The following is a 22,407-nucleotide window of genomic DNA, read 5'->3' as shown; positions in this document are numbered from 1 at the left end:
TGTAAGGACAATGACAACACGGTGACAGGAACCGGCCACCGCGGCCCCTGTCTGACATTTCAGTATTCATGCGGCGACGCTAGTTCGCCGCGATGGCGCACCGCTATACTGCCGGCCTGTTTGTGCCCGATTCTGGAGAGAAGAGCATGTTGCAACGCCTGTTGTTCGGTTTGATCGCCGTGACCAGTCTGACCCTTGTCGGCTGTGCCCACAGCCCGCAACAACTTAACCCGGAACCCAAGCTCAACGCCCAGTTGGCGCCGGTGGGTCGCGGCCAGCCGGTGGTGGTGCGGGTCGTCGACGGTCGCCCGTCGCCAACCCTCGGCACGCGTGGTGGTCTGTACCCTGAGACCAGCGTGATCACGGTGCAGGGCGCACAGGTCCTGCCAAAATTGCAGGCCCAGGCTGAAGCAGCCGTGCGTCTGCTGGGCTTCACCCCGACGCAGAACGCAATGAACGCCCCGCAACTGACCGTGACCCTGGCCGAGCTGAAATACCAGTCGCCCAAGGAAGGCATGTACGTGACCGAAGCCACCATCGGCGCGACGTTCCGTTCCGACGTGCAGAACGCCAACCGCCGCTACAGCGGTCGTTATGGCGCGTCACTGGACCAGCGCTTCGGCATGGCGCCCAACCAGGACACCAACACCAAGCTGGTCAGCGACGTGTTGAGTGATGCGCTGACCCGTCTGTTCAAGGACCCGACCATTGGTCAGGTGTTGGCGGAGTAAGCAGCAAGTCTGATATCCCTGTGGGAGCGAGCTTGTGTGGGAGCGGGCTTGCTCGCGAAGGCGGTGGATCAGTTGCATAAATGTTGACTGGCGCAATGCATTCGCGAGCAAGCCCGCTCCCACAGTCGCTCCCACAGGGTTTTTTATGGGCGTGATTCACGCAGCCTGGGAATAGAGCTCCAGCACGCTGATCCCGGTCAGCAGGTCTGTCTCCGGGAGGTCCGCATGTTGATGGCCGCCGAGGGCGCAGTACACCAGCCAATGACGATCCTGCACATTGAAGGACAGACTGCCGACAAGGTTCTGTTGTTCATCGCTCGGGCTGATCAGGTAGAGACGATCCTGGTTTTCGGCGTGCAGCATGACGGATTCCGTACGGTTTTGGAGGGCGACAGGGTGGCCTATCCATATGACGAAACCGTGACATGAAGAATTAGAAGGTTTGCACTTCGTCTTGTGGCGAGGGAGCTTGCTCCCGCTGGGCCGCGAAGTGGCCCCAAAACCTGCCAAATGCGGAGCATCAGACACACCGCACCCGCCGGCTTACGACTGCTTCGCAGCCGAGCGGGAGCAAGCTCCCTCGCCACGGGTCCATCATTTTTCTTAAGTGAACCGCATTGCGGGCATTGGGATCGTTACCGGTCGGAAAAAGCCGCGCAAGGCGATTGGCTTTCGGTAGAATCCGCGCCCTGTTCGTAGGCTCCGGGCGCAGCGCGTCCGTTTTCGCTTGAGGTTTGTGATGTCGTTGCAACTGTTCTCGCTGTTCGCTGCCCACCCCGCCAAACTGATCAACCTGCTCGCGCTGCTGTTTGCCTGTCCGGGTGGCTGGGTGCTGCACGCGACGCGACGCCGCGAACTGCGTGCGCGGGCCTGTCTTGCGGAGCGCAGCAGCGAAGGCAATGAACGATTCGAAGCGCTGCTGGACCTGGCGACGCAACGTATGAACCGGTTTTTCTACCGTTTCGGCTTCGCTTGCCTGGGGTTGGCGCTGCTGATGTCGTGGATCAGTACGCAGTTCTGATCACTGCTTTTGTGGCGAGGGAGCTTGCTCCCGCTGGGCCGGCTGGCGCTCCAGTGCATAGCGGCCCCCTCTGAACACAATCCGTTTTGCGATTGCTGCGCAATCGAGCGGGAGCAAGCTCCCTCGCCACAAGATTCCGCGTCAAAGCGCCAGCCCCGCCCTGACCCGATACTGGTTACGCACCGGCGTCGCGTATTGCAGCACCAGGAACGGTCGGTGTTCCTCCGGGCAGGCTTCCAGCCGGCGCTGCCATTCTTCTTCAGCCTTGGCCAGTTCTTCGGCACCGAACACCTCGGCCGCCGACGGAACCTGCAACTGCGGGTCGGCATCGGCCCATTGCGCGTAGGCCAGGTAATGCACCGGGAACAGGCGATAGCCGCCGAGTATCTGCCGGTCCATCTCCATGGCCAGTTGTTTGGTGTCCTCGAACAGTTCGGTGATCGGCGCGGCAAAGTTCACGTGGACCCGGCCCTTGTAACCGGTGATGCCCTTGGCAATGCTGACGTCGTCCTCGCCCGGCGCCTTCGTGTACGTGCCGGTGGTGGCGCGGATGTACAGCTCGCGGGCCTTGGCCTGGTCGCACGGGTCATATTCGTAGCTGATCGACACCGGCGTCAGGTTCAACGAGCGGATGACCTCGCCGAACGGCTCGTCCTTGCGGCTCATGTGGAACATCTTCAGGATCGCCGACTCGGTCCGGTCATCACCGTCCTTCGCCCGGCCCTCGGCCTGGGCGATCCAGATCGAGGCGCAATCGTTGCGGATCGAGTGGTTGATGTAGGCCGACAGCAACTGGTACGCCGCCATTTTTTCCCGGCGACCGGTGATGGAGCGGTGCACGATGAAGCTCTTGTTCAGGCGCATCAGGTCGCTGACGAAGGGCTTTTGCAGCAGGTTGTCGCCAATCGCGATGCGCGGCGTCGGCAGGCCGGCGTGGTACACGGCATAGTTGACGAAGGCCGGGTCCATCACGATGTCGCGGTGGTTGGCGATGAACAGGTAGGCATTGCCGGACTTGAATTGCTCGACCCCGGTGTAGGTCACGCCATCGGTGGCACGCTCGATGGTGTGGTCGACGTAGAACTCGACTTTGTCCTGCAACGTGGCAACGGAGGTCACACCGGCGAACTCTCGACGCAACTTCTGCGCTATAAGAGGTTTGAGCATCCAGCCGAAAGCGCCGGCCAGGCGCGGGAAGCGGAAGTGGGTGAGGATATCTAGAAACGCCTTGTCGCTGAGCAGCCGTGCCAGCACCGCTGGGACTTCGCTGTCGTTGTAAGGTCGGATGGCATCGAATTCGCCCATCATGCTCTCTTGTTGGAAACGGCTAGGGTAAGTAAAGGTTCGATCGAAAAACCGACGGGGCACGACCTGGAAGATAGTCCAGGCAAAAATAGCCCTGCAAATAGACCGGCGATTATACGCACAAGTCACTTGGGAGACCGCGATGCTGGAAGCTGCTCATTATGAATGTCCGTATTGTGGGGAAGAGGTGGAGTCTTCCGTGGATTTGTCCGGCGGCGACCAGACCTACATCGAAGACTGCCAGGTCTGTTGCCGACCGATTACTTTCGTCCTGCAGGTCCACGAAGACGAATGGCACCTTGAGGTCTTCAGCGAAAACGAATGATGGGGCGGCCATGCAGCGAATCTACGAGCTGGAAAACCTGATGGAAGGCGAATTGCTCCAGGGCATGCTCGCCAGCGAAGGCATCACGGCGCACCTGGTGGGCCGCGATCTGGTGGGCGGCGCGGGTGAGCTGCCAATGTACGGCCTGCTGGGGCTGGCGGTGGAGGACGAGCAGGCGCAGTACGCCCGGGAGCTGATCGCCGCCTACAATGCCGCAATGCCGGTGCCGGGCGATGAGCCTGACAGTTACCCCGGTACGCTGGTCTGTTAGGCTGGCGGCCGTTTGATACAAGAGTCGTGTTGCCCCATGTGTGGACGTTATGCCCTGTTTCGCTGGAACCCCGCTTTCGCGGCCTTGCCCGGCTTCCCCGCCGACCAGAAGGCCCAATGGAATATCTCGCCCAATGACTCGGTCCTGATGCTGCGCGCCGGCGCCGATGGCCAGCGCGAACTGGCACGGGCGCGTTGGGGCCTGACGCCGCCGTGGCTGACCGATCTGTCCCGCACCCCGGCGCACGCCCGCGCCGAAACCGTGGCCGAGCAACCGATGTTCCGCGAAGCCCTGCGTTTGCGTCGTTGCCTGCTGCCCGCCAATGGTTTTTACGAATGGCGCGGCGGCACGCGCAAGCGCCCGTACTGGCTGACGCCGGGGGAGGGCTCATCGCTGTTCTTTGCGGCGATCTGGGAAGCGTACCCGGTGCAGGAACAGGTGTGGCTGAGCACGGCGGTCATCACCCAGCCGGCGGCCGGCCAGCGCCGACCGTTGATTCTGGATGAAGAGGGCCAGCGCCTGTGGCTCGACCCCGAGACACCCTTGCATGCCTTGCAAGGGTTGCTGGCGAGCGAGCCAGGGCAGCTGCGCGAGCGGGTGCTGGCGAACATGGTCAACGACCCGAAACTCAATGGGCCGGAATGTCTGACCCCGGCCTGAGTTCTTTGGCGACAGCATTGGCCTCTTCGCGAGCAGGCTCGCTCCCACAAAAAAAATGTGGCAACCCGCAATCCTCCTGTGGGAGCGAGCCTGCTCGCGAATGCGGTACATCAGGCAAAGTGAAGTTGCCTGACACGACGCCTTCGCGAGCAAGCTCGCTCCCACAGGGTTCGGCTCAAACCCTGAACTGATTGATCAACCGCCGCTGCTGCTCTGCCAGCCTGGTCAGCCCGGCACTGGCCGCGCTGGACTCGTCGGCGCCGCTTGCCACTTCGTTTGCCACCTGGCCGATGTTGATCACGTTACGGTTGATGTCATCGGCCACCGCGCTTTGTTCCTCGGCAGCGCTGGCGATCTGGGTGTTCATGTCGCTGATCACCGACACGGCCTGGGTAATCGTCTCCAGGGCCTGAGCCGCTTTTGCCGCGTGTTGCACACTTTCATCGGTACGCTGCCGGCTGTCTTCCATTACCCGTACCACGTCCCGCGTACCCTGCTGCAGCTGCTGGATCATCGACTGGATTTCTTCGGTGGCCTGCTGGGTCTTCTGCGCCAGGTTGCGCACTTCATCGGCGACCACGGCAAAACCCCGACCCTGCTCACCGGCCCGTGCAGCCTCGATGGCCGCGTTGAGCGCCAGCAGGTTGGTCTGCTCGGCGATCCCGCGGATGGCGGTGAGAATCGCGTTGATGTTTTCGCTGTCCTTGGCCAACGTCTGCACCACGCCCACGGCCTTGCCGATCTCCACCGCCAAGGCACCGATGGACGTGGAGGTGTCGCGGACAATCTGCATGCCCTGGCTGGCGGCCTGGTCGGCGTGGCTGGCGGCTTGGGCTGCCTGGCTCGCATTCCGCGCCACGTCCTGGGCGGTGGCGGTCATCTCGTGCACGGCGGTGGCAACCTGATCGATTTCCGACATCTGCTTGTGTACGCCCTGGTTGGTGCGGATCGCGATGTCGGCGGTGTGCTCCGACGAATCGCTGACGCTCTGCACCGAGGTCACTACCTGGGTAATCATCCCCTGCAATTTGCTCAGGAACGTGTTGAAGCCCTTGGCGATGGCCCCCAACTCATCGGCGCGGTCGCTGGTCAGCCGGCGGGTCAGGTCGCCTTCGCCCTGGGCAATGTCGTCGAGCATCGCCACCATTTGCTTGAGCGGCCGGGCGATACCGTGGCCCACCAGCCAGATCACCAGCAGGCCGATCGCGGCAATCGCCAGGCCGACCATGGCCATGCCGAAGATGTCGGTTTCGCGCTGGTCATCGAGGTCTTTCTGCAAGGCTTGCAGATCCGCCATCACGGCATTCAGCGGCAATTGCAACATCAACGTCCAGCGCGCCTCGGCCTGGCCGATACCGAAAGGCATGTACACCTCGATGTGGCCGTGTTCTTCATCGATGTCGTAACGCACTTCACCAATGCCGAGCCGGGTCAGGTTATCCAGTTCGTTGGCGTCCAGCAGGTCGCTGGCTTTCTCGCCGAGCTTGCCTGGGTCCTTGGTGAAGGCCACCAGCCGGTTGTTGCTGGCGAGCAGGGCCATTTCCCCGGCGCCGTCGTACAGCTTGGCGTCGGCGGCGACGAGCATGTCCTGGATGAAATTCACCGACAGGTCGGCGCCGACGATGCCCTGGAACTTGCCATCGATCAGGATCGGCTCGATGAACGAGGCGAGCATGGTCATGGTGTCGCCGACGCGATACGGCGCGGGATCGATCACGCAGGCTTTTTTGCTGTCCTGGGAGCACAGGTAATATTCACTGGCCCGAATGCCGGTGGACAGCAGTTTCTGGTCCGTCACGTCGGCGAGTTTTTCCAGGCCCAGGGTGCCGTCCTGATTGCGAAACCACCACGGCAGGAAGCGCCCGTTGGTTTCCATGCCCAGCACCTGGCTGTCTACATAGCGGGCGTCGTCGTGGTCGATGGCGTTCGGTTCCCAGGCGATGTAGGCACCGAGAATCTTCGGGTTGCGCACCACGGTTTCACGCAGCAGGCTGATCATCTGCTCGCGCGGGATGTTCAGTTGCGGGTTGCCGTCCGTTCCGTTCATGCCCATCAAGGCGTTGCTGGTGGCCAGCCCACGAGCGAGCAGCAGCGGCGCTTCGAGTTCGCGCTGGATCAGGCTGGCCTGGGTGCGGGCCAGCGCACTGAGGCGTTGTTCGATGAGTTGTTCGAACTGCGCCTTGGTCCGCTGTTGCACCATGTCCTGGGTGCGGGCGCCGGCGAACAATGCGTACAGCACCAGGGCGCCGACCACGCTGAGCACGATGGCACCAGCCAGGGCGGCAACGGAAAACTGGATCGATCTGAATTTCATAAAGGCTCCGGACGCGGAAGTGACGTCTGGACTTTTTATCGGCGTTTCCGGGGCATGGCATGAGGCACTGTTCGTCGGATGACTGTTTTGGCTAGACCGGTGTCGCAATCGGGCCAAGGGGGACTTGTCCGAAAATCGGTAATCCCTCGCTTCGTATCTGGCGCCGATACCAATCAGGGCCTAGGATACGCCCACGATTCCATGGAGCTTCTTTTGTATGAACAAGACTTTGATGGTGAGCGCTCTGGGCGCGGCTCTGCTGCTCGCCGGTTGCCAATCGGTCAATACCACCAGCGGCGGAGCCGTGGGGGTGGAACGCAAGCAGTACATGTTCAGCATGCTGTCGACCGCTGAGGTCAACCAGATGTATGCGCAGTCCTATCAGAAGACGTTGGGTGAGGCGAGCTCCCAAGGCGCCCTGGACAAGACCAGCAGCGATGCCAAGCGCTTGCAGGTCATTGCCGACCGTCTGATTGCCCAGGCGCCTGTGTTCCGCCCGGACTCGGCGCAATGGAACTGGGAGGTGAACCTGATCAAGAGTGATGAGCTCAACGCCAACTGCGGTCCTGGCGGCAAGATCATGTTCTATAGCGGCCTGATCGATCAGTTGAAGCTGACCGACGCTGAGATCGCCGCGATCATGGGCCATGAAATCGCCCACGCCTTGCGCGAGCACGGCCGTGAGGCGATGTCGAAGGCCTATGGCATCGAAATGGCCAAGCAGGGCGCCGGTGCCATATTCGGCCTGGGTCAGGACAGCCTGGCGCTGGCCGACACCGTGGCCAACTACGGCATGACCTTGCCTAACAGCCGTGGCAACGAGAACGAAGCCGACCTGATCGGCCTCGAGCTGGCCGCCCGGGCCGGCTACGACCCGAACGCGGCGATCACCCTGTGGAACAAGATGGCCAAGGCTTCGGAAGGGGCACCACCGGAATTCATGAGCACCCACCCCTCGTCGACCAGCCGGATCGCCTCGTTGCAGGCGGCGATTCCGAAAGTGATGCCGCTTTACCAGCAGGCCAGGAAGTAATCATCGTCATGCGGTGAAACTGTTTTTGTGGCGAGGGAGCTTGCTCCCGCTGGGCTGCGAAGCGGCCCCAAAATATTGCGGTCGCTGCGCAACCGAGCGGGAGCAAGCTCCCTCGCCACAACAGCATCAAACCCACCCACTACTCTGCATTGCCTTGTACACCGCGACGATCGCCAGGATGAAAAACGCCGAGGCGGCCAGGCGGCGGATGAGGGCGAGCGGCAGTTTCTCGGCGGCGAAATTGCCCGCCAGTACCACCGGCACGTTAGCGATCAACATACCCACGGTGGTGCCGATGATCACCAGCCACAACTCCGGGTACTGCGCGGCAAGCATCACCGTGGCGATCTGGGTCTTGTCACCGATTTCCGCCAGGAAAAACGCGATCAGCGTGGTCAGGAAAGGTCCGAACCTGCGAGCCGTATTGGCTTCCTCGTCGTCCAGCTTGTCCGGCACCAGGGTCCACAGCGCGGTGGCGGCAAAGCTCGCCGCGAGGATCCAGTGCAACACCGAGTCGGAGAAGAACCCGCTGACCCAGGCACCTACCGCGCCGGCCGCCGCATGGTTGGCCAGGGTTGCGGCGACAATGCCGGCAATGATCGGCCAGGGTTTGCGAAAGCGTGCGGCGAGGATGAGCGCGAGCAATTGCGTCTTGTCGCCGATTTCGGCCAGCGCAACGATGGCGGTGGGTACCAGGAAAGAGTCCAGCATCAGGTGATTCCTAAGAGGGGCGGGTCGACACGGCTATGACACGTACAGCCTTCCCGCCCCGGGTAAGGTGTGCGTGTCATAGGTCTTGTCAAACCCAGCGACCATCTGCGTGGACGCTTGGGCCGCATACGCCATGGTCTGCTGACCAAGTATGTTGACGTATGCCGGGCGAGCATGGCGCTCGCGGGAGACTACTCCCCTAGGACGGAGCGGATTCTGCCTAGGCAAATCCGTTTGGGCAAGCGCTGTTTTTCAAAAACGCCTTAGCCGCGCTTGGCTCGGTAGATGCGAAAACCCTGGCCTTCGGCCTTGATCGTGCACGTGCCCAGATGCTCCTCGATCAGCGGCTGGTACTTGAGGAAACTGTTCGCGACCAAGCGCAGTTCGCCGCCGTTTTTCAGATGTTTGGCCGCTTTTCGCAGCAGGTTTTCCGTGGCGTGATAATCGGTGTGCACGCCGACATGGAAGGGTGGATTGCTCAGGATTGCGTTCAGGCCCATGGGCGCGGCATCGATTCCATCACCGGTCAACACTTCGGCTTCCAGCCCGTTGGCGGCCAGGGTCAGGCGACTGCTGGCGGCGGCAAAGGCATCCACGTCCAGCAGGGTGACGGTATTGTGCGGGTAGCGGCGCTTGACCGCCGCGCCCAGTACACCGGCACCACAACCGAAATCCAGCAGATGGCCGCTGGGCAGCTTGTCCAGGTGCTCCAACAGCAACGCGCTGCCGCGATCCAGCCGACCATGGCTGAACACTCCCGGCAGGCTGATCACTTTCAACGGGCCTTCGGCCAGGGGCAGCTCGTAGGTTTGCGCCAGGCTTTCCAGCGGCTTGGCCTGCGGGGCGTTGGCGACGGTGACTTGCCACAGTTGGCAATGCCGCGCGCTATCGAGCTTGCGTGGCTTGCCGAACGGGTTGAGCTGCTTGGAAGCACCTTCGATGCCGCTGCGCTTTTCCCCCACCAGGTACACCTCGCGACCGGCCAGGCGTGCGGCCACGGCGTTGAGAATGTAGTCGGTCAGGTCCTTGGCCTTGGGCAGGAACACCACGGCCGTTTCGAATTCCCGCTCGGGTACGTTCACGCCAAAGTGGCTACGTTGCGCAAAGCGCGCATCCAGCGCGGCCTGGTCGCCGGCATGCCAGCACCAGCCATGGGCCTCGGGCAAACGGCCGAGCAGATCGTCGGCGGGCAGGCCGGCCAGCAGGACCGGGCCCTGGAACAATTCGGGCTGACGAAGCAGTACTTCACTGCGCGGATCCATGGTCTGCTCCTTGTAAAAAAAGTGCGGCAGTTTATCAACTGACGACCCGGCGCGCTGTACCGCTGAAAAAGCCTTGGGCGTTTTCCGTCAGTTGGCCGACGATCCGCTGCCGCGCCTCGCGGCTGCCCCAGGCGTTGTGCGGGGTGATGATCAGCCGCGGAATGTCGCCTGCCAGCAAGGGATTGCCTTGGGTCGGCGGCTCCACGCTCAGCACGTCGCTGGCCGCGCCGCCCAGGTGACCGCTGCGCAAGGCGTCGGCCAGGGCCTGTTCGTCAATCAGGCCGCCACGGGCGGTGTTGACCACGAACGTGCCGGGCTTGAGCAGCGCCAGTTCGCGCGCGCCGATGAAGTGGCGGGTGTGCTCGTTGAGCGGGCAGTGCAGGGTCAGGGCATCGATCTGCGGTAACAGCTCATCCAGCGGCACACGATCAGAACGGGCGGGACGCCCGGGAATCTGCCCCAGCAGCACATGCATGCCAAAGGCTTGCGCCAGCCGGGCGACGGCGCCGCCCAGTTCGCCATGGCCGAGCAAACCCAGGGTCTTGCCTTGCAGCTCGACAATCGGATAGTCCAGCAGGCAGAACTGCGAAGCCTGTTGCCAGCGACCTTCAGCCACGGCTTTCTGGTAGTCGGCGAGGCGCGTCGCCAGGTTCAGCAACAGCATGATCGTGTGTTGGGCCACCGACGGCGTGCCGTAGCCTTGGCAATTGCACACGGTGATGCCGTGGTGGCGGGCAGCGGCGAGGTCGACGTTATTGGTGCCGGTAGCGCTGATCAGGATCAGCTTCAATTCAGGGCTGGCGGCCATGGCTGCCGCGTCGATCACTACCTTGTTGGTGATCGCCACCGTCGCCCCCTTGAGTCGCTCGGTCACCTCGTCCTGGCGGGTCCCGGCGAACAATTGCAGTTCGCCGAAGCAATCGCGCAACGGGCCCAGGTCCAGGTCGCCGAGGTCCAGGGAAGGGTGGTCGAGAAAAACGGCGCGGGCGGTGTTCGTCATCAGCTGTACCTGTCATGTAAAGAACCGAAGGCGTAATGTGGCGAGCCTATCAGATGAATCGTGGCGAGGGAGCAAGCTCCCTGGCCCACGGGATTTCATTCACCAAGAGATGTCGCAAGGAGCCCACCATGTACCTCACCGAATTCCTCACCGTCGCCCTGATCCACCTGCTGGCGGTCGCCAGCCCCGGTCCGGACTTTGCCGTGGTGGTGCGCGAAAGCGTGACCCATGGCCGACGTGCCGGGACCTGGACGGCGCTGGGCGTCGGCACGGCGATTTTCCTGCATGTGGGGTATTCGTTGCTGGGCATCGGCCTGATCGTGTCCCAATCGATCGTGCTGTTCAACGCGCTGAAGTGGGCCGCGGCCGCGTACCTGCTGTACATCGGCTTCAAGGCCCTGCGCGCGCAACCGGCCAAGGCCTCTGGAGAAAACCTGCACAAGGAGGCTGGCGAGCGTACCGCTCGCGGTGCGTTCACCGCAGGCTTTGTCACCAATGGCCTGAACCCCAAGGCAACGCTGTTCTTCCTGTCGCTGTTCACCGTGGTGATCAATCCCCATACGCCGCTGGCGATCCAGGCCGGCTACGGCGTGTACCTGGCGATCGCCACGGCGGCGTGGTTCTGCATGGTGGCGATGCTGTTCAGCCAGGCGCGGGTGCGTGCCGGTTTCGCCCGCATGGGCCACTGGTTCGACCGGACCATGGGCGCCGTGCTGGTGGCCATTGGCGTGAAACTGGCCTTCACCGAGGCGCACTGACCGCGCCTGAACATGTCCCTGAGATGGCTCAAGGCTAGTATTTGCGGGCGGATCAAATCATTCCTTCGGCTGATTTGATCCGCGGGCAGGCACTTTAGAGTGCTTACCTTCCAGCCAAGACCGTGCAGTCAGAAAAGGGACCCTTATGTTGCAGACTCGCGTTATCCCTCCAGCCGAAGGCGCCTACCAATACCCGTTGCTGATCAAACGGCTACTGATGTCCGGTGCGCGTTACGAGAAAACCCGCGAGATCGTCTACCGCGACCAGTTGCGCTACAGCTATCCGACGCTGATCGAGCGCGTCGCGCGGCTGGCCAACGTGCTGACCGAGGCCGGGGTGAAGGCCGGTGACACCGTTGCGGTGATGGACTGGGACAGCCATCGCTACCTGGAATGCATGTTCGCGATCCCGATGATCGGCGCGGTGATCCACACCATCAACGTGCGCCTGTCACCGGAGCAGATCCTCTACACCATGAACCACGCCGAGGACCGCTTCGTGCTGGTCAACAGCGAGTTCGTCGGCCTCTACCAGGCGATCGCCGGCCAGCTGACCACGGTAAAGAAGACGCTGCTGCTGACCGACCTGGCGGACAAGACCGCCGACCTGCCGGACCTCGTGGGCGAGTATGAGCAACTGCTGGCCGCTGCCAGCCCGACCCATGACTTCCAGGATTTCGACGAGAACTCCGTCGCCACCACGTTCTACACCACTGGCACCACGGGCAATCCCAAGGGCGTGTACTTCACCCATCGGCAACTGGTGCTGCACACCCTGGGCGTGTCGACCATCATGGGTTCCATCGACAGCGTGCGGCTATTGGGCACCAACGATGTGTACATGCCGATCACGCCGATGTTTCACGTACATGCCTGGGGCCTGCCGTACGTGGCGACCATGCTCGGGCTCAAGCAAGTCTACCCCGGGCGTTACGATCCAGAGTTCCTGGTCGAGCTGTGGCGCAAGGAAAAGGTCACCTTTTCCCATTGCGTGCCGACCATCCTGCAGATGGTCCTCAACGCCAAGGGCGCCCAGCAAACCGATTTCGGCGGCTGGAAAATCGTCATCGGCGGCAGCGCCCTCAACCGCAGCCTGTACGAGGCGGCCAAGGCCAAGGGCATCCAGCTCACGGCCGCCTACGGCATGTCCGAAACCGGGCCGCTGGTATCCTGCGCGCACCTCAACGACGAGCTGATGGCCGGCGGTGAAGACGAACGCATCACCTACCGGATCAAGGCCGGTGTGCCGGGGCCGCTGGTGGAAGCGGCGATCGTCGACGGCGAGGGCTGTTTCCTGCCCGCGGACGGCGAGACCCAGGGCGAATTGGTGCTGCGCGCGCCGTGGCTCACCGAAGGTTATTTCAACGAACCGCAGAAAGGCGCCGAGCTCTGGAAGGGCGGCTGGCTGCACACCGGCGACGTCGCCACGCTCGACGGCATGGGCTTCATCGATATCCGCGACCGGATCAAGGACGTGATCAAGACCGGCGGCGAATGGATCTCGTCCCTGGACCTGGAAGACCTCATCAGCCGTCATGCGGCGGTACGCGAAGTAGCAGTGGTCGGCATCCCCGATCCGCAGTGGGGCGAGCGCCCGTTCGCCTTGCTGGTCATTCGCGAAGGGCACCAGCTCGGGGCTCGCGAGCTCAAGGAACACCTCAAGCCATTTGTCGAGCTGGGGCACTTGAGCAAGTGGGCAATCCCGAGCCAGATCGCCCTTGTTACGGAAATTCCCAAGACCAGCGTCGGCAAGCTCGACAAGAAGCGCATCCGCGTCGACATCAGCGAATGGCAGAGCAACAACAGCACCTTCCTCTCGACGCTCTGAGCGTACCCGCCGTGCCTGAAAAGGGCACGGCAGGCCCACCCGGCAAGCGCTTGTCTTGTCAAACCGGAAATTTCAGCCATCCTTGCCGTGCCGACATCCGTCGGCCTGGCGAAGGACTGTTCCAGAGTGGTCGAAGGCTGCAAATCACACTTTAGAGGGATCAAGCCGTACTACCTGCTGGCTATAGTCCGCTCAAGGATTTTCGGAATGGGACGCGCGTGCCAGCACGGCGAAGGGTTTCCGGAAATGCCCACTGCCATAACAATAAAACACATGGAGTTGCGTCGATGACCTCAGCAAACACTTTCTGGCGCCGGGCAAAACTGCCTCTGGCCGTCAGTCTTGCCTCTTCGCTCGCCGGCCCGGCATTCGGCGTCAGCTTCAACATCGGTGAAATCGAAGGCCAGTTCGACTCGGCCCTGTCGGTCGGCGCAAGCTGGTCCACGGCCAAGGCCAACCGCGACCTGATCGGCGTCAACAACGGTGGCAAGGGCCTGTCCCAGACCTCCGACGACGGTCACTTGAACTTCAAGCGCGGGGAGACCTTCTCGAAGATCTTCAAGGGTATCCATGACCTGGAGCTGAAGTACGGCGACACCGGTGTGTTTGTACGTGGCAAGTACTGGTACGACTTCGAACTCAAGGACGAAAACCGCCTGTACAAGGACATCAGCGACAGCAACCGCAAGGAAGGCGCCAAGTCGTCCGGCGGGCAGATCCTCGATGCGTTCGTCTACCACAACTACGATATCGCCGATCAGCCGGGCTCGGTCCGCCTCGGCAAGCAAGTGGTCAGCTGGGGTGAAAGTACCTTTATCCAGGGCGGTATCAACGCCATCAACCCGGTCGACGTGTCCGCGTTCCGTCGCCCCGGTGCCGAGGTCAAGGAAGGGCTGATCCCGGTCAACATGTTCTACGTGTCCCAGAGCCTGACCGACAACCTGTCGGCCGAAGCGTTCTACCAACTGGAATGGGACCAGACTGTCGTCGACAACTGCGGCACGTTCTTCTCGCAGCCAGACGTCATCGCCGACGGTTGTGACGATAACCTGCGCGTCTTGAACAAACGTTCGCGGATTCCGGGCGCTGCCTTGCCGACCCTGACCGCCCTGGGCGTCAACGTGAACGAGGAGGGCGTGCTGGTTCGCCGTGGTCCCGACCGTGATGCCCGTGACAGCGGCCAGTGGGGCCTGTCGTTCAAATACAACTTCGAGCCGCTGGACACCGAGTTCGGCGCCTACTTCATGAACTACCACAGCCGGGCGCCAATCTTCAGCGCCACGGGCGCCGCGTCACGGTTCTATACCCAGCCGCTGGGGCCGTTGGCCGCATTGCGTCCGGTGATCGTGGCGGGTAACTCGAACTACTTCGTCGAGTACCCGGAAGACATCCGGCTCTATGGCCTGAGCTTTTCCACCACGCTGCCCACCGGCACCGCGTGGAGTGGTGAGCTGAGCTATCGGCCGAACGCTCCGGTACAACTGAGCACCACCGACATCCTGTTCGCCGGTGTCACGCCAATTCCGGGCTTTGGTAACGCCTCCGTACTGGACGGCGCGCCGGGTCAGGACCTGCATGGCTATCGCCGCAAGGAAATCACCCAGTTCCAGACCACCTTCACCCACTTCCTCGACCAGGTCATGGGCGCCAGCCGCCTGACCCTCGTCGGTGAGTTGGGCGTGACCCACGTTGGCGGCCTGGAAAGCCGCTCCGAAGCGCGCTACGGCCGTGATCCGGTGTTCGGCCCGGGCGAATTGCCCAACGGCTTCTGCAATACCCTCAACACCTCGACTGCGGCAGGTGGCGGCCAGACCATCAGCGGGGTGAACAGCAACTGCAACAACGACGGCTTCACCACGTCGACCTCGTGGGGCTACCGCGCTCGCGCCATCTGGGAATACCCGGATGTCTTCGCCGGTGTGAACCTCAAGCCCAACGTGGCCTGGTCCCATGACGTCAAGGGTTACTCGCCAGGTCCTGGCGCCAACTTCGAGGAAGGCCGCAAAGCCGTCAGCCTCGGGCTGGATGCCGAGTACCAGAACACTTACAACGCGAGCCTGGCCTACACCAACTTCTTTGGTGGCGACTTCAGCACCGTGGATGATCGCGACTTCCTGGCGCTCAGCGTCGGCGTGAACTTCTAAGCACCGTATTTCAGGACGACACACTATGAAAATAACCAAGAATCTGTTGCAAGTCGGTGTGCTGGGGCTGTCGCTTTTGGCGGCCAGCGTCATGGCCGCCGTGCCTGCCGCCGAAGCCGACAAACTGGGCAAGAGCCTGACGCCGATGGGCGCCGAAATGGCCGGCAACGCCGATGGTTCGATTTCCGCCTGGAAACCCATGGCCAAGAACGCCGGCAGCGTCGACGGCAAAGGCTTCCTCTCCGACCCGTACGCCAGTGAGAAGCCGCTGTTCACCATCACCGCGCAGAACGTCGAGCAGTACAAGGCCAAGCTTGCGCCCGGCCAGTACGCGATGTTCAAGCGCTACCCGGAAACCTTCAAGATGCCGGTCTACCCGACCCATCGCGGCGCTACCGTGCCGGACGAAGTGTTTGCTTCCATCAAGAAAAATGCGGTCACCACCAAGCTGGTGTCCGGTGGCAACGGCCTGGAGAATTTCGAGACGGCCGTGCCGTTCCCGATTCCCCAGAGTGGCGTCGAAGTGATCTGGAACCACATCACCCGCTATCGCGGCGGCAGCGTGACTCGCCTGGTGACCCAGGCCACGCCGCAGCCCAACGGCTCCTACAGCCTGGTGTACTTCCGTGACCAGTTTGTGTTCCGCGACAAGATGAAGGATTTCGATCCCGCCAACCCTGGCAACATCCTGTTCTACTTCAAGCAGCAAGTGACCGCTCCGGCGCGTCTGGCTGGCGGCGTGCTGTTGGTCCACGAAACCCTCGACCAGGTGAAGGAACCGCGTTCGGCGTGGGTCTACAACGCCGGCCAGCGCCGTGTGCGTCGCGCCCCGCAAGTGTCCTATGACGGCCCTGGTACCGCCGCCGATGGCTTGCGTACCTCCGATAACCTGGACATGTACAACGGTGCGCCGGACCGCTACGACTGGAAGCTTGAAGGCAAAAAAGAGCTGTACATCGCCTCCAACAGCCACGAGATCGATTCGCCGCAGCTCAAGTACGCGGACATCATCAAGGCCGGCCACATCAACCAGGACCTGACGCGCTATGAGCTGCGTCGTGTCTGGCACGTGACCGCGACCCTGAAGGAAGGCCAGCGCCACATCTACGCCAAGCGTGACTTCTACATCGACGAAGACACCTGGCAAGCCGCGGTCATCGACCACTACGACGGTCGTGGCCAACTGTGGCGCGTAGCCGAGGCCCATGCCGAGAACTACTACGACAAGCAAGTGCCGTGGTACGCCCTGGAAACCATCTACGACCTGCAGTCCGGTCGCTACCTGGCCCTGGGCATGAAGAACGAAGAAAAATCGGCCTACGACTTCGGCTTCACCGCCACTACCGCCGACTTCACGCCTAACGCCCTGCGTCAGGACGGCATCCGCTAAAGCGCTCTACCCGAGGCCGCATCCTCGAAAAGACGCCCCGACTGGTTCGGGGCGTTTTTTTGCCTGAAAAAAAGCTCCCTGGCCACAATAGCGGCCAACCGCTTGTAGCCTTTTTGTAGCCATTTGTAGCACTCCCTTCAATACCTCCGCGTTTACCGCTAGTCTGCGGACATCTGCAACGCCGCCACCCGCATTCCAACAAGAGCCGGCCATGACTGATTTGTCTTCACCTGCGGATTCTGCCCGCGCAGCCATCGCGGTACAGGACGGGCGTTTCTACCGGCCGCCCTTGCCCGACGGTCACGTCCCGCGGCCGCGGTTGTGCGAGCGTCTGAGCGCTGGGCTCGGCGGTCGCTTGTTGCTGGTGAGTGCACCGGCGGGGTTCGGCAAAAGCTCCCTGGCGGTGGAGTTCTGCCAGAGCCTGCCGGCCCATTGGCGGAGTCTCTGGTTGGGGCTCAGTGCCCGGGACAACGATCCGGGTCGCTTCCTGGAGCGGCTGCTCGAAGGGCTCCAGGCCTTTTATGCGCAGTTGGGCGGACGGGCTTTGGGCCTGCTGAAAATGCGCCAGCGGCACCAGCCCTTTGCTTTCGAGGAGTGGCTCGACGGCTTGCTGGATGAACTGTCCAGCCACCTTTCCTCCCGCGCCCCGCTGTTGCTGGTACTCGACGATTACCACCTGGCCCAGAGTCCGGTGCTGGATCGTTGCCTGCAGTTTTTCCTCAATCACCTGCCCGAGGGGTTGCTGGTGCTGGTCACCAGCCGCCAGCGTCCGGACTGGCACCTGGCGCGCCTGCGCCTGTCGCGGCAATTGCTCGAACTCAACGAGCAGGACCTGCGCCTGACCCATGACGAAGCGTTGACCTTGCTCCAGCACCACAGCAGCTCGCTGCGCGGCGAGGCACTGGAGAGCCTGATCCAGCGCAGCGAAGGCTGGGTCGCAGGGCTGCGTTTCTGGCTGCTGGCCGCTTCCGAGGCAGGTAGCGAAGGCCGGCTGCCCCAGGCCCTGCATGGTGGTGAAGGGCTGATTCGCGACTATCTGCTCGAAGAAGTCATCGATTGCCTGCCCCCCGAGGTGCAGGCGTTTCTCTACGACACCGCACCACAGGAGCGCTTTTGCAGCGAACTGTGCGATGCGGTGCGCGACGCCCATGACAGTCACGAAATTCTTCAGTACCTGGCCGCCCACCAGGTTTTTCTGGTGCCGCTGGACGAGCACGGCCACTGGTATCGCTACCACCACCTGTTTTCCGACCTGTTGCGCAGCCGCCCCAGCGCACCGGCCATGGTGCCGGCCGCGACTCTGCACTTGCGCGCCTGTCGCTGGTTCAATGCCCAGGGCCTGATCGACGAAGCCGTGGAGCAGGCGTTGCGTGCCGGGCACCTGGACGTGGCGGCGAACCTGGTGCAGAACCTTTCGGAAGAACAACTGCTGGCCGAGCAGAACGTCGGCATGTTGCTGCGCTGGAAAATGGACCTGCCTGACAGCCTGCTCATCAGCACCCCACGGCTGATCGTGCTCTACAGCTGGGCGTTGGGCCTGGCCAGCCAACTGGATGCCGCCGAGGAACTGGCCGCCCACTTGAGTCGCTTCCTGCCGGCGCCGTCGGCCACCGCGCAAAAATCCATGCTTGCCCAGTGGCTGGCCCTGAGCGGCATCGTCGCCCGCGGGCGTGGCGACCGAGAGGCCACGCTGCGCTATTGCACCGAAGCCCTGGAAAGCCTGCCGCAGAAACGCTATGGCCAGCGCCTGATGTGCTTGTCCACCCTGTCGAACCTGGCGATTGCCGACGGTGACCTGTGGCGCGCCCGCGCGCTGAACCGCGACTCCCTCGAACTGGCGCAGCGGGTCGGCAATCCGTTGTTCGAGGCGCTGGCCCATTACGATCGTGCGCGGGTGTTGCAGGCGCGAGGGGAGATTCTGCGCGCGCTCGATGAAGTGAAGCAGGGGCTGCAGCGGCTGCATGGATTGTCGCCGCAACGGCTGTATGCGGTGCGCGCGCGATTGGTGCTGTACGAAGGTTTCCTGTTGACGCTGCGCATGCAGTCCCAAACCGGATTGGCACGGTTGCAGGCCGGCTTGACCGAAGCCCGGGCTTGTCGCGATATCAGTGTGTTGATCGGCCACTGCGTGATTGCCCGGGTCGAAGGCTATAACGGCGAATTCGCCCGGGCCTTCGCCGAGCTGGCCGAGGCCGAGCGCCTGATGCACATCTGGGATGTACCACCGGTTTACTACCTGGCGATGATCACCCTGGTCAAATGCGAGCTCTGGCTGGCCCAGGGCCGTACCGAGCTGGCCGAAGCCTGGCTGGCGCGGCTGGGCCAGACCTACACCGGCGAACGGGCCGCCGCGCCACCGGAATTCCACCCGCAGTTGCCGTTGCATGTCGAGCTGCAGCAGGCATTGCTGGAATCCATAAAGGGCCAACCGATGCAGGCCGAGGGGCGCCTCGATGCCTTGCTTGAGCACGCACAGCAAACCGGGCGGCAGATGCTCAGTGTGATGGTGCTCAACCAGAAGGTGGCCTTGCTGCTGCGCCTGGGCCGCGAACCCGAGGCCCGCAGCACCCTGGCCCAGGCGTTCGATGCCGCCATCGGCGGCGTGTTGCAGCCTTTCGAATGGTTGTTGCGAGAGCATCGTGAATGGCTGCGCGAACAGTTGCTGCACGCGCCGCCCAGCGACGTGCGCCAGCACTTGCTCGAATGCTTGCCGTCGACCGCGACGCCAGCGATCGAACCCTCGGTCCCGGTCGAAACCCTCAGCAGCCGCGAGAGGGCAGTGCTGCAACTGATCGCCCAGGGATGTTCCAATCAGGAAATCAGCGAGCAGTTGTTCATCTCGCTGCACACGGTAAAAACCCATGCCAGCCACATCAACAGCAAACTTGGCGTCGAACGCCGCACCCAGGCCGTAGCGCGGGCGAAGGCCTTGGGGTTGTTGGGCTGAGTTGTTTACTCCCGTGGCGAGGGAGCTTGCTCCCGCTGGGTTGCGAAGCGACCCTAAGATCTGACAGCGCGGTGTGGCAAGCTATGAGTTGCTCCGCAACTCAGCGGGGATAAATCCCCTCGCCACAAAAGCCAATGAGCGTGAGCCAAGGAACCACTTGAATGCCGCCCCTTTACCAAACCATCCAATCCCCCGTAGGCGAGCTGATCCTTGTCGCCCGCGGCACCAAGCTGGCGGCCATCCTGTGGGAGAACGAGCGGCTCAATCGGGTGCGCCTGGGACCGTTGGAGCAGGACAGTGATCATCCGACCCTCAAGGAAACCGAGCGTCAACTGCTGGAATATTTTTCTGGCCAACGCCGCCGTTTCGAGCTTGAACTGGATTTCGCCGGCACCGACTTCCAGGTGCGGGTCTGGCAGGCTCTGCTGACCATCCCGTTCGGCGAAACCCGCAGCTATCGCGACATAGCCATCCAGATCGGCCAACCGACCGCGACGCGCGCGGTCGGTGCCGCCAACGGACGCAACCCGATCTCGATCATCGCGCCCTGCCATCGGGTCATCGGCACCTCCGGCAGCCTCACCGGTTTCGCCGGCGGCCTTGCCGCCAAACAGTTCCTGCTGAGCCTCGAAGGCCAACAGAGCCTGCAACTGGCGTTCTGAATCCTGACCCTGCCCAATCCCTGTGGGAGCGAGCCTGCTCGCGAAAGTAGCCGTTCAGCTCAAGGGCGACTTCGGCGCCAGCATACGCGTGGGCGGCTTGCCGTTGGCGTTGTGTTGATAGATCTGCGCCGGTTGCCCCTGTTCGTTGAAAAACACCTGGCCGATCCCCGCCGAGTTCCACAGCCGTTCCCCGGCTTCGGCGTGTTCCGGGACATGGGGGACGATGCGCATGCTGCGGCGCTTGGTGAACCAGTTCAAGGGCGAGCGTGGAGAATAGAGCCAGCGATTCAGCCGATCGAACCATTCCAGCAGCGCCGGCGGGAACTCGTTCTTGATACCGCTGCTGGTGATCTGCCAGACACGTGGGCCGCCCTTGCGGTGTGGGATCAGCACCTCGTAGACGAAGGAATAATGCACATCGCCGGACAACACCACGTAGCTTCCCGGCGTGCGCGAGTGGCGGAAAATATTCAGGATCACCTGGGCCGCGCCACGGTGGGCCATCCAGTTCTCCGCATCCACCAACAGCGGGTAGCCGCACCAGCTGAACAGCCGCTGCACGGTCTCGATCAGCTTGACGCCAAAGATCGGCGCCGGCGAGACGATGATCGCCGAGGGATGGTCCAGCAGTTCCTGCTGCAGTTCGCTCAGGGCTTCCCAGTCCAGCAGGCCCGACGGCTGCTTGAGGCTGTTCTCGCTGCGCCAGCGGCGGGTGCGGGTGTCGAGCACCACCAGCGCCGGCGTGCTCGGCAACACGTAATGCCATTGCTGGAAACCGAGCAGGGTGTCGATCAACGCATCCTGGGGCCCGCTGTCGATGTAGCGGTCCCGGGCGGTGTCGCTCAAGGCCATGGTCTGCTCGATCACTTCGCCAAAGGCATCCGGGTTGTTGCCCCAGCCCTGGCAGAGCAGATAGGCGATCAGCGCGTTGCCGATGATGCGTTTGGAGAAGGGATGGCCGTAGGCCGTTTCCTCCCATTGCGCGGACAGATTCCAGTCATCGGTGATGTCGTGATCGTCGAAAATCATCAGGCACGACAGATAGGCAAATACCCGTGCCACGCCATCCAGTCCGGTCTTGAATGCCTCGATGCGCTGCTGTTCGAGGTCGTAGCGCTGGCGCCGTTCGGCGGTCAATTCAGGCGGTTGTGGATCGATCAGGGTCCACGGTACGGGCGACCACACCAGCAGATACATCGCCATGACCTCGGCGAAGGTCACCAGATGGTTGTCGGCGCTGCTGCTGGTGAAGATCGGCTTGCGCGCCCCGCCGAAAAAACGTTCGCGCAGGGTTTCGTTGCTCTCAAGCGCCGGTAACAGATCCGCGCGGTGATAGTAACTGGCCGGGTGTTGGTAGAGTTTGGCGCTGTCTTCCACCACCGCACCTTCCAGGCACTCCTCGAACAGGCCCAAGCGCTCGATCAGGGCATGAATCGCCCGCAACATCGGCCCGGCGACATCGTCGGCGTACACCTGGTCGCCGCTCATCATCAGTAATGCCGGACGCTGCTCCGCAGACTGCGCCAACAAGCGGTCGACACAGAGCAAACCATCATTGGCCGGGAAATGGGGTTTACGACACGAGCCGTGGACCAGCTGTTCGATACGCGAATGCAGCATGAAATTTGGACGCTTTGCGTCGCCGTACAACAAATGCGGCGCCCATTCGGCAATGGGGGCGCCGTCCACCAGCAGGTCGTAGTCAATCGCCACGTCCTGGGGCAGGGGCGTATCGAGTGTCACATCGATCAAATGCACAAACGCTCGTTGCCCCACCGGCACCACGGTGCAGCGCGACGCATCCAGCGCCAGGTCGCCGACGCCGTCGATACTCAGCGTCAACGCCAACGCTCGTGTCCCCACCAGCCACATCACCAGCCGCGTCGGCTCCAGTCGTCGCAAGAGTGGGCCGACAAGGACGGGGGGGAGGGTGATCGGGGTATCGGAAGGGGCCGGCAACATGCGTGGGAAAAGCTCTGCTTCAGAATAAAGCAGGGATCATAACGCATGCGTACGCTGGGAGGGGGCATGCGCACCTGCGGCAA

General features: G+C 62.6%; 19 protein-coding genes, 1 pseudogene and 1 riboswitch. Of the genes and pseudogenes, 12 read left to right on the top strand and 8 right to left on the bottom strand.

The window, feature by feature from the left end; all coding sequences use genetic code 11:
* Positions 1–146: 146 nt before the first annotated feature.
* On the top strand, positions 147–731 hold the full coding sequence (locus M1E16_RS22830; RefSeq protein WP_305498883.1) for a YajG family lipoprotein: 585 nt from the start codon (positions 147–149) through the stop codon (positions 729–731).
* A gap of 156 nt (positions 732–887) precedes the next feature.
* Here M1E16_RS22830 and M1E16_RS22825 read toward each other — a convergent pair whose 3' ends face one another.
* A complete protein-coding gene (locus M1E16_RS22825) occupies positions 888–1,094 on the bottom strand; it encodes a hypothetical protein (protein WP_047229420.1) in 207 nt (68 codons plus the stop codon).
* Positions 1,095–1,470: 376 nt separating this feature from the next.
* Here M1E16_RS22825 and M1E16_RS22820 point away from each other — a divergent pair, with 376 nt between their 5' ends.
* Positions 1,471–1,752 (top strand): hypothetical protein, encoded by a 282-nt coding sequence (locus tag M1E16_RS22820; RefSeq protein WP_434571881.1) that lies wholly within the window; start codon positions 1,471–1,473, stop codon positions 1,750–1,752.
* Between the two features lie 141 nt (positions 1,753–1,893).
* Here M1E16_RS22820 and M1E16_RS22815 read toward each other — a convergent pair whose 3' ends face one another.
* Complete coding sequence (locus M1E16_RS22815) at positions 1,894–3,060, bottom strand: 1-acyl-sn-glycerol-3-phosphate acyltransferase (RefSeq protein ID WP_458128445.1); 1,167 nt, start codon at positions 3,058–3,060, stop codon at positions 1,894–1,896.
* A 139-nt stretch (positions 3,061–3,199) separates the two neighbouring features.
* Between M1E16_RS22815 and M1E16_RS22810 the strand changes: the two genes are divergently transcribed.
* Genes M1E16_RS22810 through M1E16_RS22800 form a run of 3 tightly spaced genes read left to right on the top strand, consistent with a single transcriptional unit; the run spans position 3,200 to position 4,313 of the window.
* A complete protein-coding gene (locus M1E16_RS22810; protein ID WP_434558602.1) occupies positions 3,200–3,382 on the top strand; it encodes a CPXCG motif-containing cysteine-rich protein in 183 nt (60 codons plus the stop codon).
* A gap of 10 nt (positions 3,383–3,392) precedes the next feature.
* Positions 3,393–3,653 (top strand): putative signal transducing protein, encoded by a 261-nt coding sequence (locus M1E16_RS22805; protein WP_305498888.1) that lies wholly within the window; start codon positions 3,393–3,395, stop codon positions 3,651–3,653.
* A 36-nt stretch (positions 3,654–3,689) separates the two neighbouring features.
* A complete protein-coding gene (locus M1E16_RS22800; protein ID WP_305498889.1) occupies positions 3,690–4,313 on the top strand; it encodes an SOS response-associated peptidase in 624 nt (207 codons plus the stop codon).
* Between the two features lie 175 nt (positions 4,314–4,488).
* Here M1E16_RS22800 and M1E16_RS22795 read toward each other — a convergent pair whose 3' ends face one another.
* Positions 4,489–5,193: a methyl-accepting chemotaxis protein gene (locus M1E16_RS22795; RefSeq protein ID WP_434700674.1), complete on the bottom strand. Its 705-nt coding sequence runs from the start codon at positions 5,191–5,193 to the stop codon at positions 4,489–4,491.
* A gap of 201 nt (positions 5,194–5,394) precedes the next feature.
* Positions 5,395–5,451: pseudogene (locus M1E16_RS22790) on the bottom strand (hypothetical protein); the annotation flags it as partial.
* Positions 5,452–6,844: 1,393 nt separating this feature from the next.
* On the opposite strand from M1E16_RS22790, the gene M1E16_RS22785 reads away from it, so the two are divergent.
* Entirely contained in the window at positions 6,845–7,660 is an 816-nt protein-coding gene (locus tag M1E16_RS22785; RefSeq protein WP_434628390.1) for a M48 family metallopeptidase, read from the top strand.
* 126 nt (positions 7,661–7,786) lie between these two features.
* Here M1E16_RS22785 and M1E16_RS22780 read toward each other — a convergent pair whose 3' ends face one another.
* From M1E16_RS22780 to M1E16_RS22770, 3 genes are all read right to left on the bottom strand, one after another.
* Positions 7,787–8,371 carry a TMEM165/GDT1 family protein gene (locus tag M1E16_RS22780; RefSeq protein WP_305498893.1) on the bottom strand — a complete coding sequence of 195 codons (585 nt, stop codon included), beginning with the start codon at positions 8,369–8,371 and terminating at the stop codon, positions 7,787–7,789.
* 90 nt (positions 8,372–8,461) lie between these two features.
* Positions 8,462–8,584: riboswitch (yybP-ykoY riboswitch) on the bottom strand.
* Positions 8,585–8,634: 50 nt separating this feature from the next.
* Entirely contained in the window at positions 8,635–9,633 is a 999-nt protein-coding gene (locus M1E16_RS22775) for a methyltransferase (protein WP_434571887.1), read from the bottom strand.
* 34 nt (positions 9,634–9,667) lie between these two features.
* The gene (locus M1E16_RS22770; RefSeq protein ID WP_458128444.1) at positions 9,668–10,633 is read right to left on the bottom strand and encodes a 2-hydroxyacid dehydrogenase; all 966 of its coding nucleotides are present in this window, start codon (positions 10,631–10,633) and stop codon (positions 9,668–9,670) included.
* A gap of 128 nt (positions 10,634–10,761) precedes the next feature.
* Between M1E16_RS22770 and M1E16_RS22765 the strand changes: the two genes are divergently transcribed.
* From M1E16_RS22765 to M1E16_RS22740, 6 genes are all read left to right on the top strand, one after another.
* On the top strand, positions 10,762–11,391 hold the full coding sequence (locus M1E16_RS22765) for a LysE family transporter (protein WP_305498896.1): 630 nt from the start codon (positions 10,762–10,764) through the stop codon (positions 11,389–11,391).
* Positions 11,392–11,536: 145 nt separating this feature from the next.
* A complete protein-coding gene (locus M1E16_RS22760; protein WP_434571892.1) occupies positions 11,537–13,219 on the top strand; it encodes a fatty acid--CoA ligase in 1,683 nt (560 codons plus the stop codon).
* A gap of 287 nt (positions 13,220–13,506) precedes the next feature.
* Complete coding sequence (locus tag M1E16_RS22755) at positions 13,507–15,363, top strand: DUF1302 domain-containing protein (protein ID WP_434628401.1); 1,857 nt, start codon at positions 13,507–13,509, stop codon at positions 15,361–15,363.
* A gap of 25 nt (positions 15,364–15,388) precedes the next feature.
* Positions 15,389–16,753, top strand: a complete 1,365-nt coding sequence (locus tag M1E16_RS22750; RefSeq protein ID WP_458128443.1) for a DUF1329 domain-containing protein — start codon at positions 15,389–15,391, stop codon at positions 16,751–16,753.
* Between the two features lie 211 nt (positions 16,754–16,964).
* Positions 16,965–19,700, top strand: coding sequence for a LuxR C-terminal-related transcriptional regulator (locus tag M1E16_RS22745; protein ID WP_434655746.1), 2,736 nt, complete (start codon positions 16,965–16,967; stop codon positions 19,698–19,700).
* Positions 19,701–19,861: 161 nt separating this feature from the next.
* Positions 19,862–20,362 (top strand): methylated-DNA--[protein]-cysteine S-methyltransferase, encoded by a 501-nt coding sequence (locus M1E16_RS22740; RefSeq protein ID WP_434571899.1) that lies wholly within the window; start codon positions 19,862–19,864, stop codon positions 20,360–20,362.
* Positions 20,363–20,416: 54 nt separating this feature from the next.
* Here the strand turns inward: M1E16_RS22740 and M1E16_RS22735 are convergent, their stop codons facing one another.
* On the bottom strand, positions 20,417–22,324 hold the full coding sequence (locus tag M1E16_RS22735) for an alkaline phosphatase D family protein (protein WP_458128442.1): 1,908 nt from the start codon (positions 22,322–22,324) through the stop codon (positions 20,417–20,419).
* Between the last annotated feature and the right edge of the window lie 83 nt (positions 22,325–22,407).

The sequence above is a fragment of the Pseudomonas sp. Z2-11 genome, assembly GCF_054161305.1.
This window is presented reverse-complemented; position numbering and strand designations above follow the sequence as displayed.

What these genes read in the sequence shown, in the direction of transcription:
- M1E16_RS22830 (WP_305498883.1), top strand. Translation starts at nt 147, where the DNA reads ATGTTGCAACGCCTGTTGTTCGGTTTGATCGCCGTGACCAGTCTGACC.
- M1E16_RS22825 (WP_047229420.1), bottom strand. Translation starts at nt 1,094, where the DNA reads ATGCTGCACGCCGAAAACCAGGATCGTCTCTACCTGATCAGCCCGAGC.
- M1E16_RS22820 (WP_434571881.1), top strand. Translation starts at nt 1,471, where the DNA reads ATGTCGTTGCAACTGTTCTCGCTGTTCGCTGCCCACCCCGCCAAACTG.
- M1E16_RS22815 (WP_458128445.1), bottom strand. Translation starts at nt 3,060, where the DNA reads ATGATGGGCGAATTCGATGCCATCCGACCTTACAACGACAGCGAAGTC.
- M1E16_RS22810 (WP_434558602.1), top strand. Translation starts at nt 3,200, where the DNA reads ATGCTGGAAGCTGCTCATTATGAATGTCCGTATTGTGGGGAAGAGGTG.
- M1E16_RS22805 (WP_305498888.1), top strand. Translation starts at nt 3,393, where the DNA reads ATGCAGCGAATCTACGAGCTGGAAAACCTGATGGAAGGCGAATTGCTC.
- M1E16_RS22800 (WP_305498889.1), top strand. Translation starts at nt 3,690, where the DNA reads ATGTGTGGACGTTATGCCCTGTTTCGCTGGAACCCCGCTTTCGCGGCC.
- M1E16_RS22795 (WP_434700674.1), bottom strand. Translation starts at nt 5,193, where the DNA reads ATGACCGCCACCGCCCAGGACGTGGCGCGGAATGCGAGCCAGGCAGCC.
- M1E16_RS22785 (WP_434628390.1), top strand. Translation starts at nt 6,845, where the DNA reads ATGAACAAGACTTTGATGGTGAGCGCTCTGGGCGCGGCTCTGCTGCTC.
- M1E16_RS22780 (WP_305498893.1), bottom strand. Translation starts at nt 8,371, where the DNA reads ATGCTGGACTCTTTCCTGGTACCCACCGCCATCGTTGCGCTGGCCGAA.
- M1E16_RS22775 (WP_434571887.1), bottom strand. Translation starts at nt 9,633, where the DNA reads ATGGATCCGCGCAGTGAAGTACTGCTTCGTCAGCCCGAATTGTTCCAG.
- M1E16_RS22770 (WP_458128444.1), bottom strand. Translation starts at nt 10,633, where the DNA reads ATGACGAACACCGCCCGCGCCGTTTTTCTCGACCACCCTTCCCTGGAC.
- M1E16_RS22765 (WP_305498896.1), top strand. Translation starts at nt 10,762, where the DNA reads ATGTACCTCACCGAATTCCTCACCGTCGCCCTGATCCACCTGCTGGCG.
- M1E16_RS22760 (WP_434571892.1), top strand. Translation starts at nt 11,537, where the DNA reads ATGTTGCAGACTCGCGTTATCCCTCCAGCCGAAGGCGCCTACCAATAC.
- M1E16_RS22755 (WP_434628401.1), top strand. Translation starts at nt 13,507, where the DNA reads ATGACCTCAGCAAACACTTTCTGGCGCCGGGCAAAACTGCCTCTGGCC.
- M1E16_RS22750 (WP_458128443.1), top strand. Translation starts at nt 15,389, where the DNA reads ATGAAAATAACCAAGAATCTGTTGCAAGTCGGTGTGCTGGGGCTGTCG.
- M1E16_RS22745 (WP_434655746.1), top strand. Translation starts at nt 16,965, where the DNA reads ATGACTGATTTGTCTTCACCTGCGGATTCTGCCCGCGCAGCCATCGCG.
- M1E16_RS22740 (WP_434571899.1), top strand. Translation starts at nt 19,862, where the DNA reads ATGCCGCCCCTTTACCAAACCATCCAATCCCCCGTAGGCGAGCTGATC.
- M1E16_RS22735 (WP_458128442.1), bottom strand. Translation starts at nt 22,324, where the DNA reads ATGTTGCCGGCCCCTTCCGATACCCCGATCACCCTCCCCCCCGTCCTT.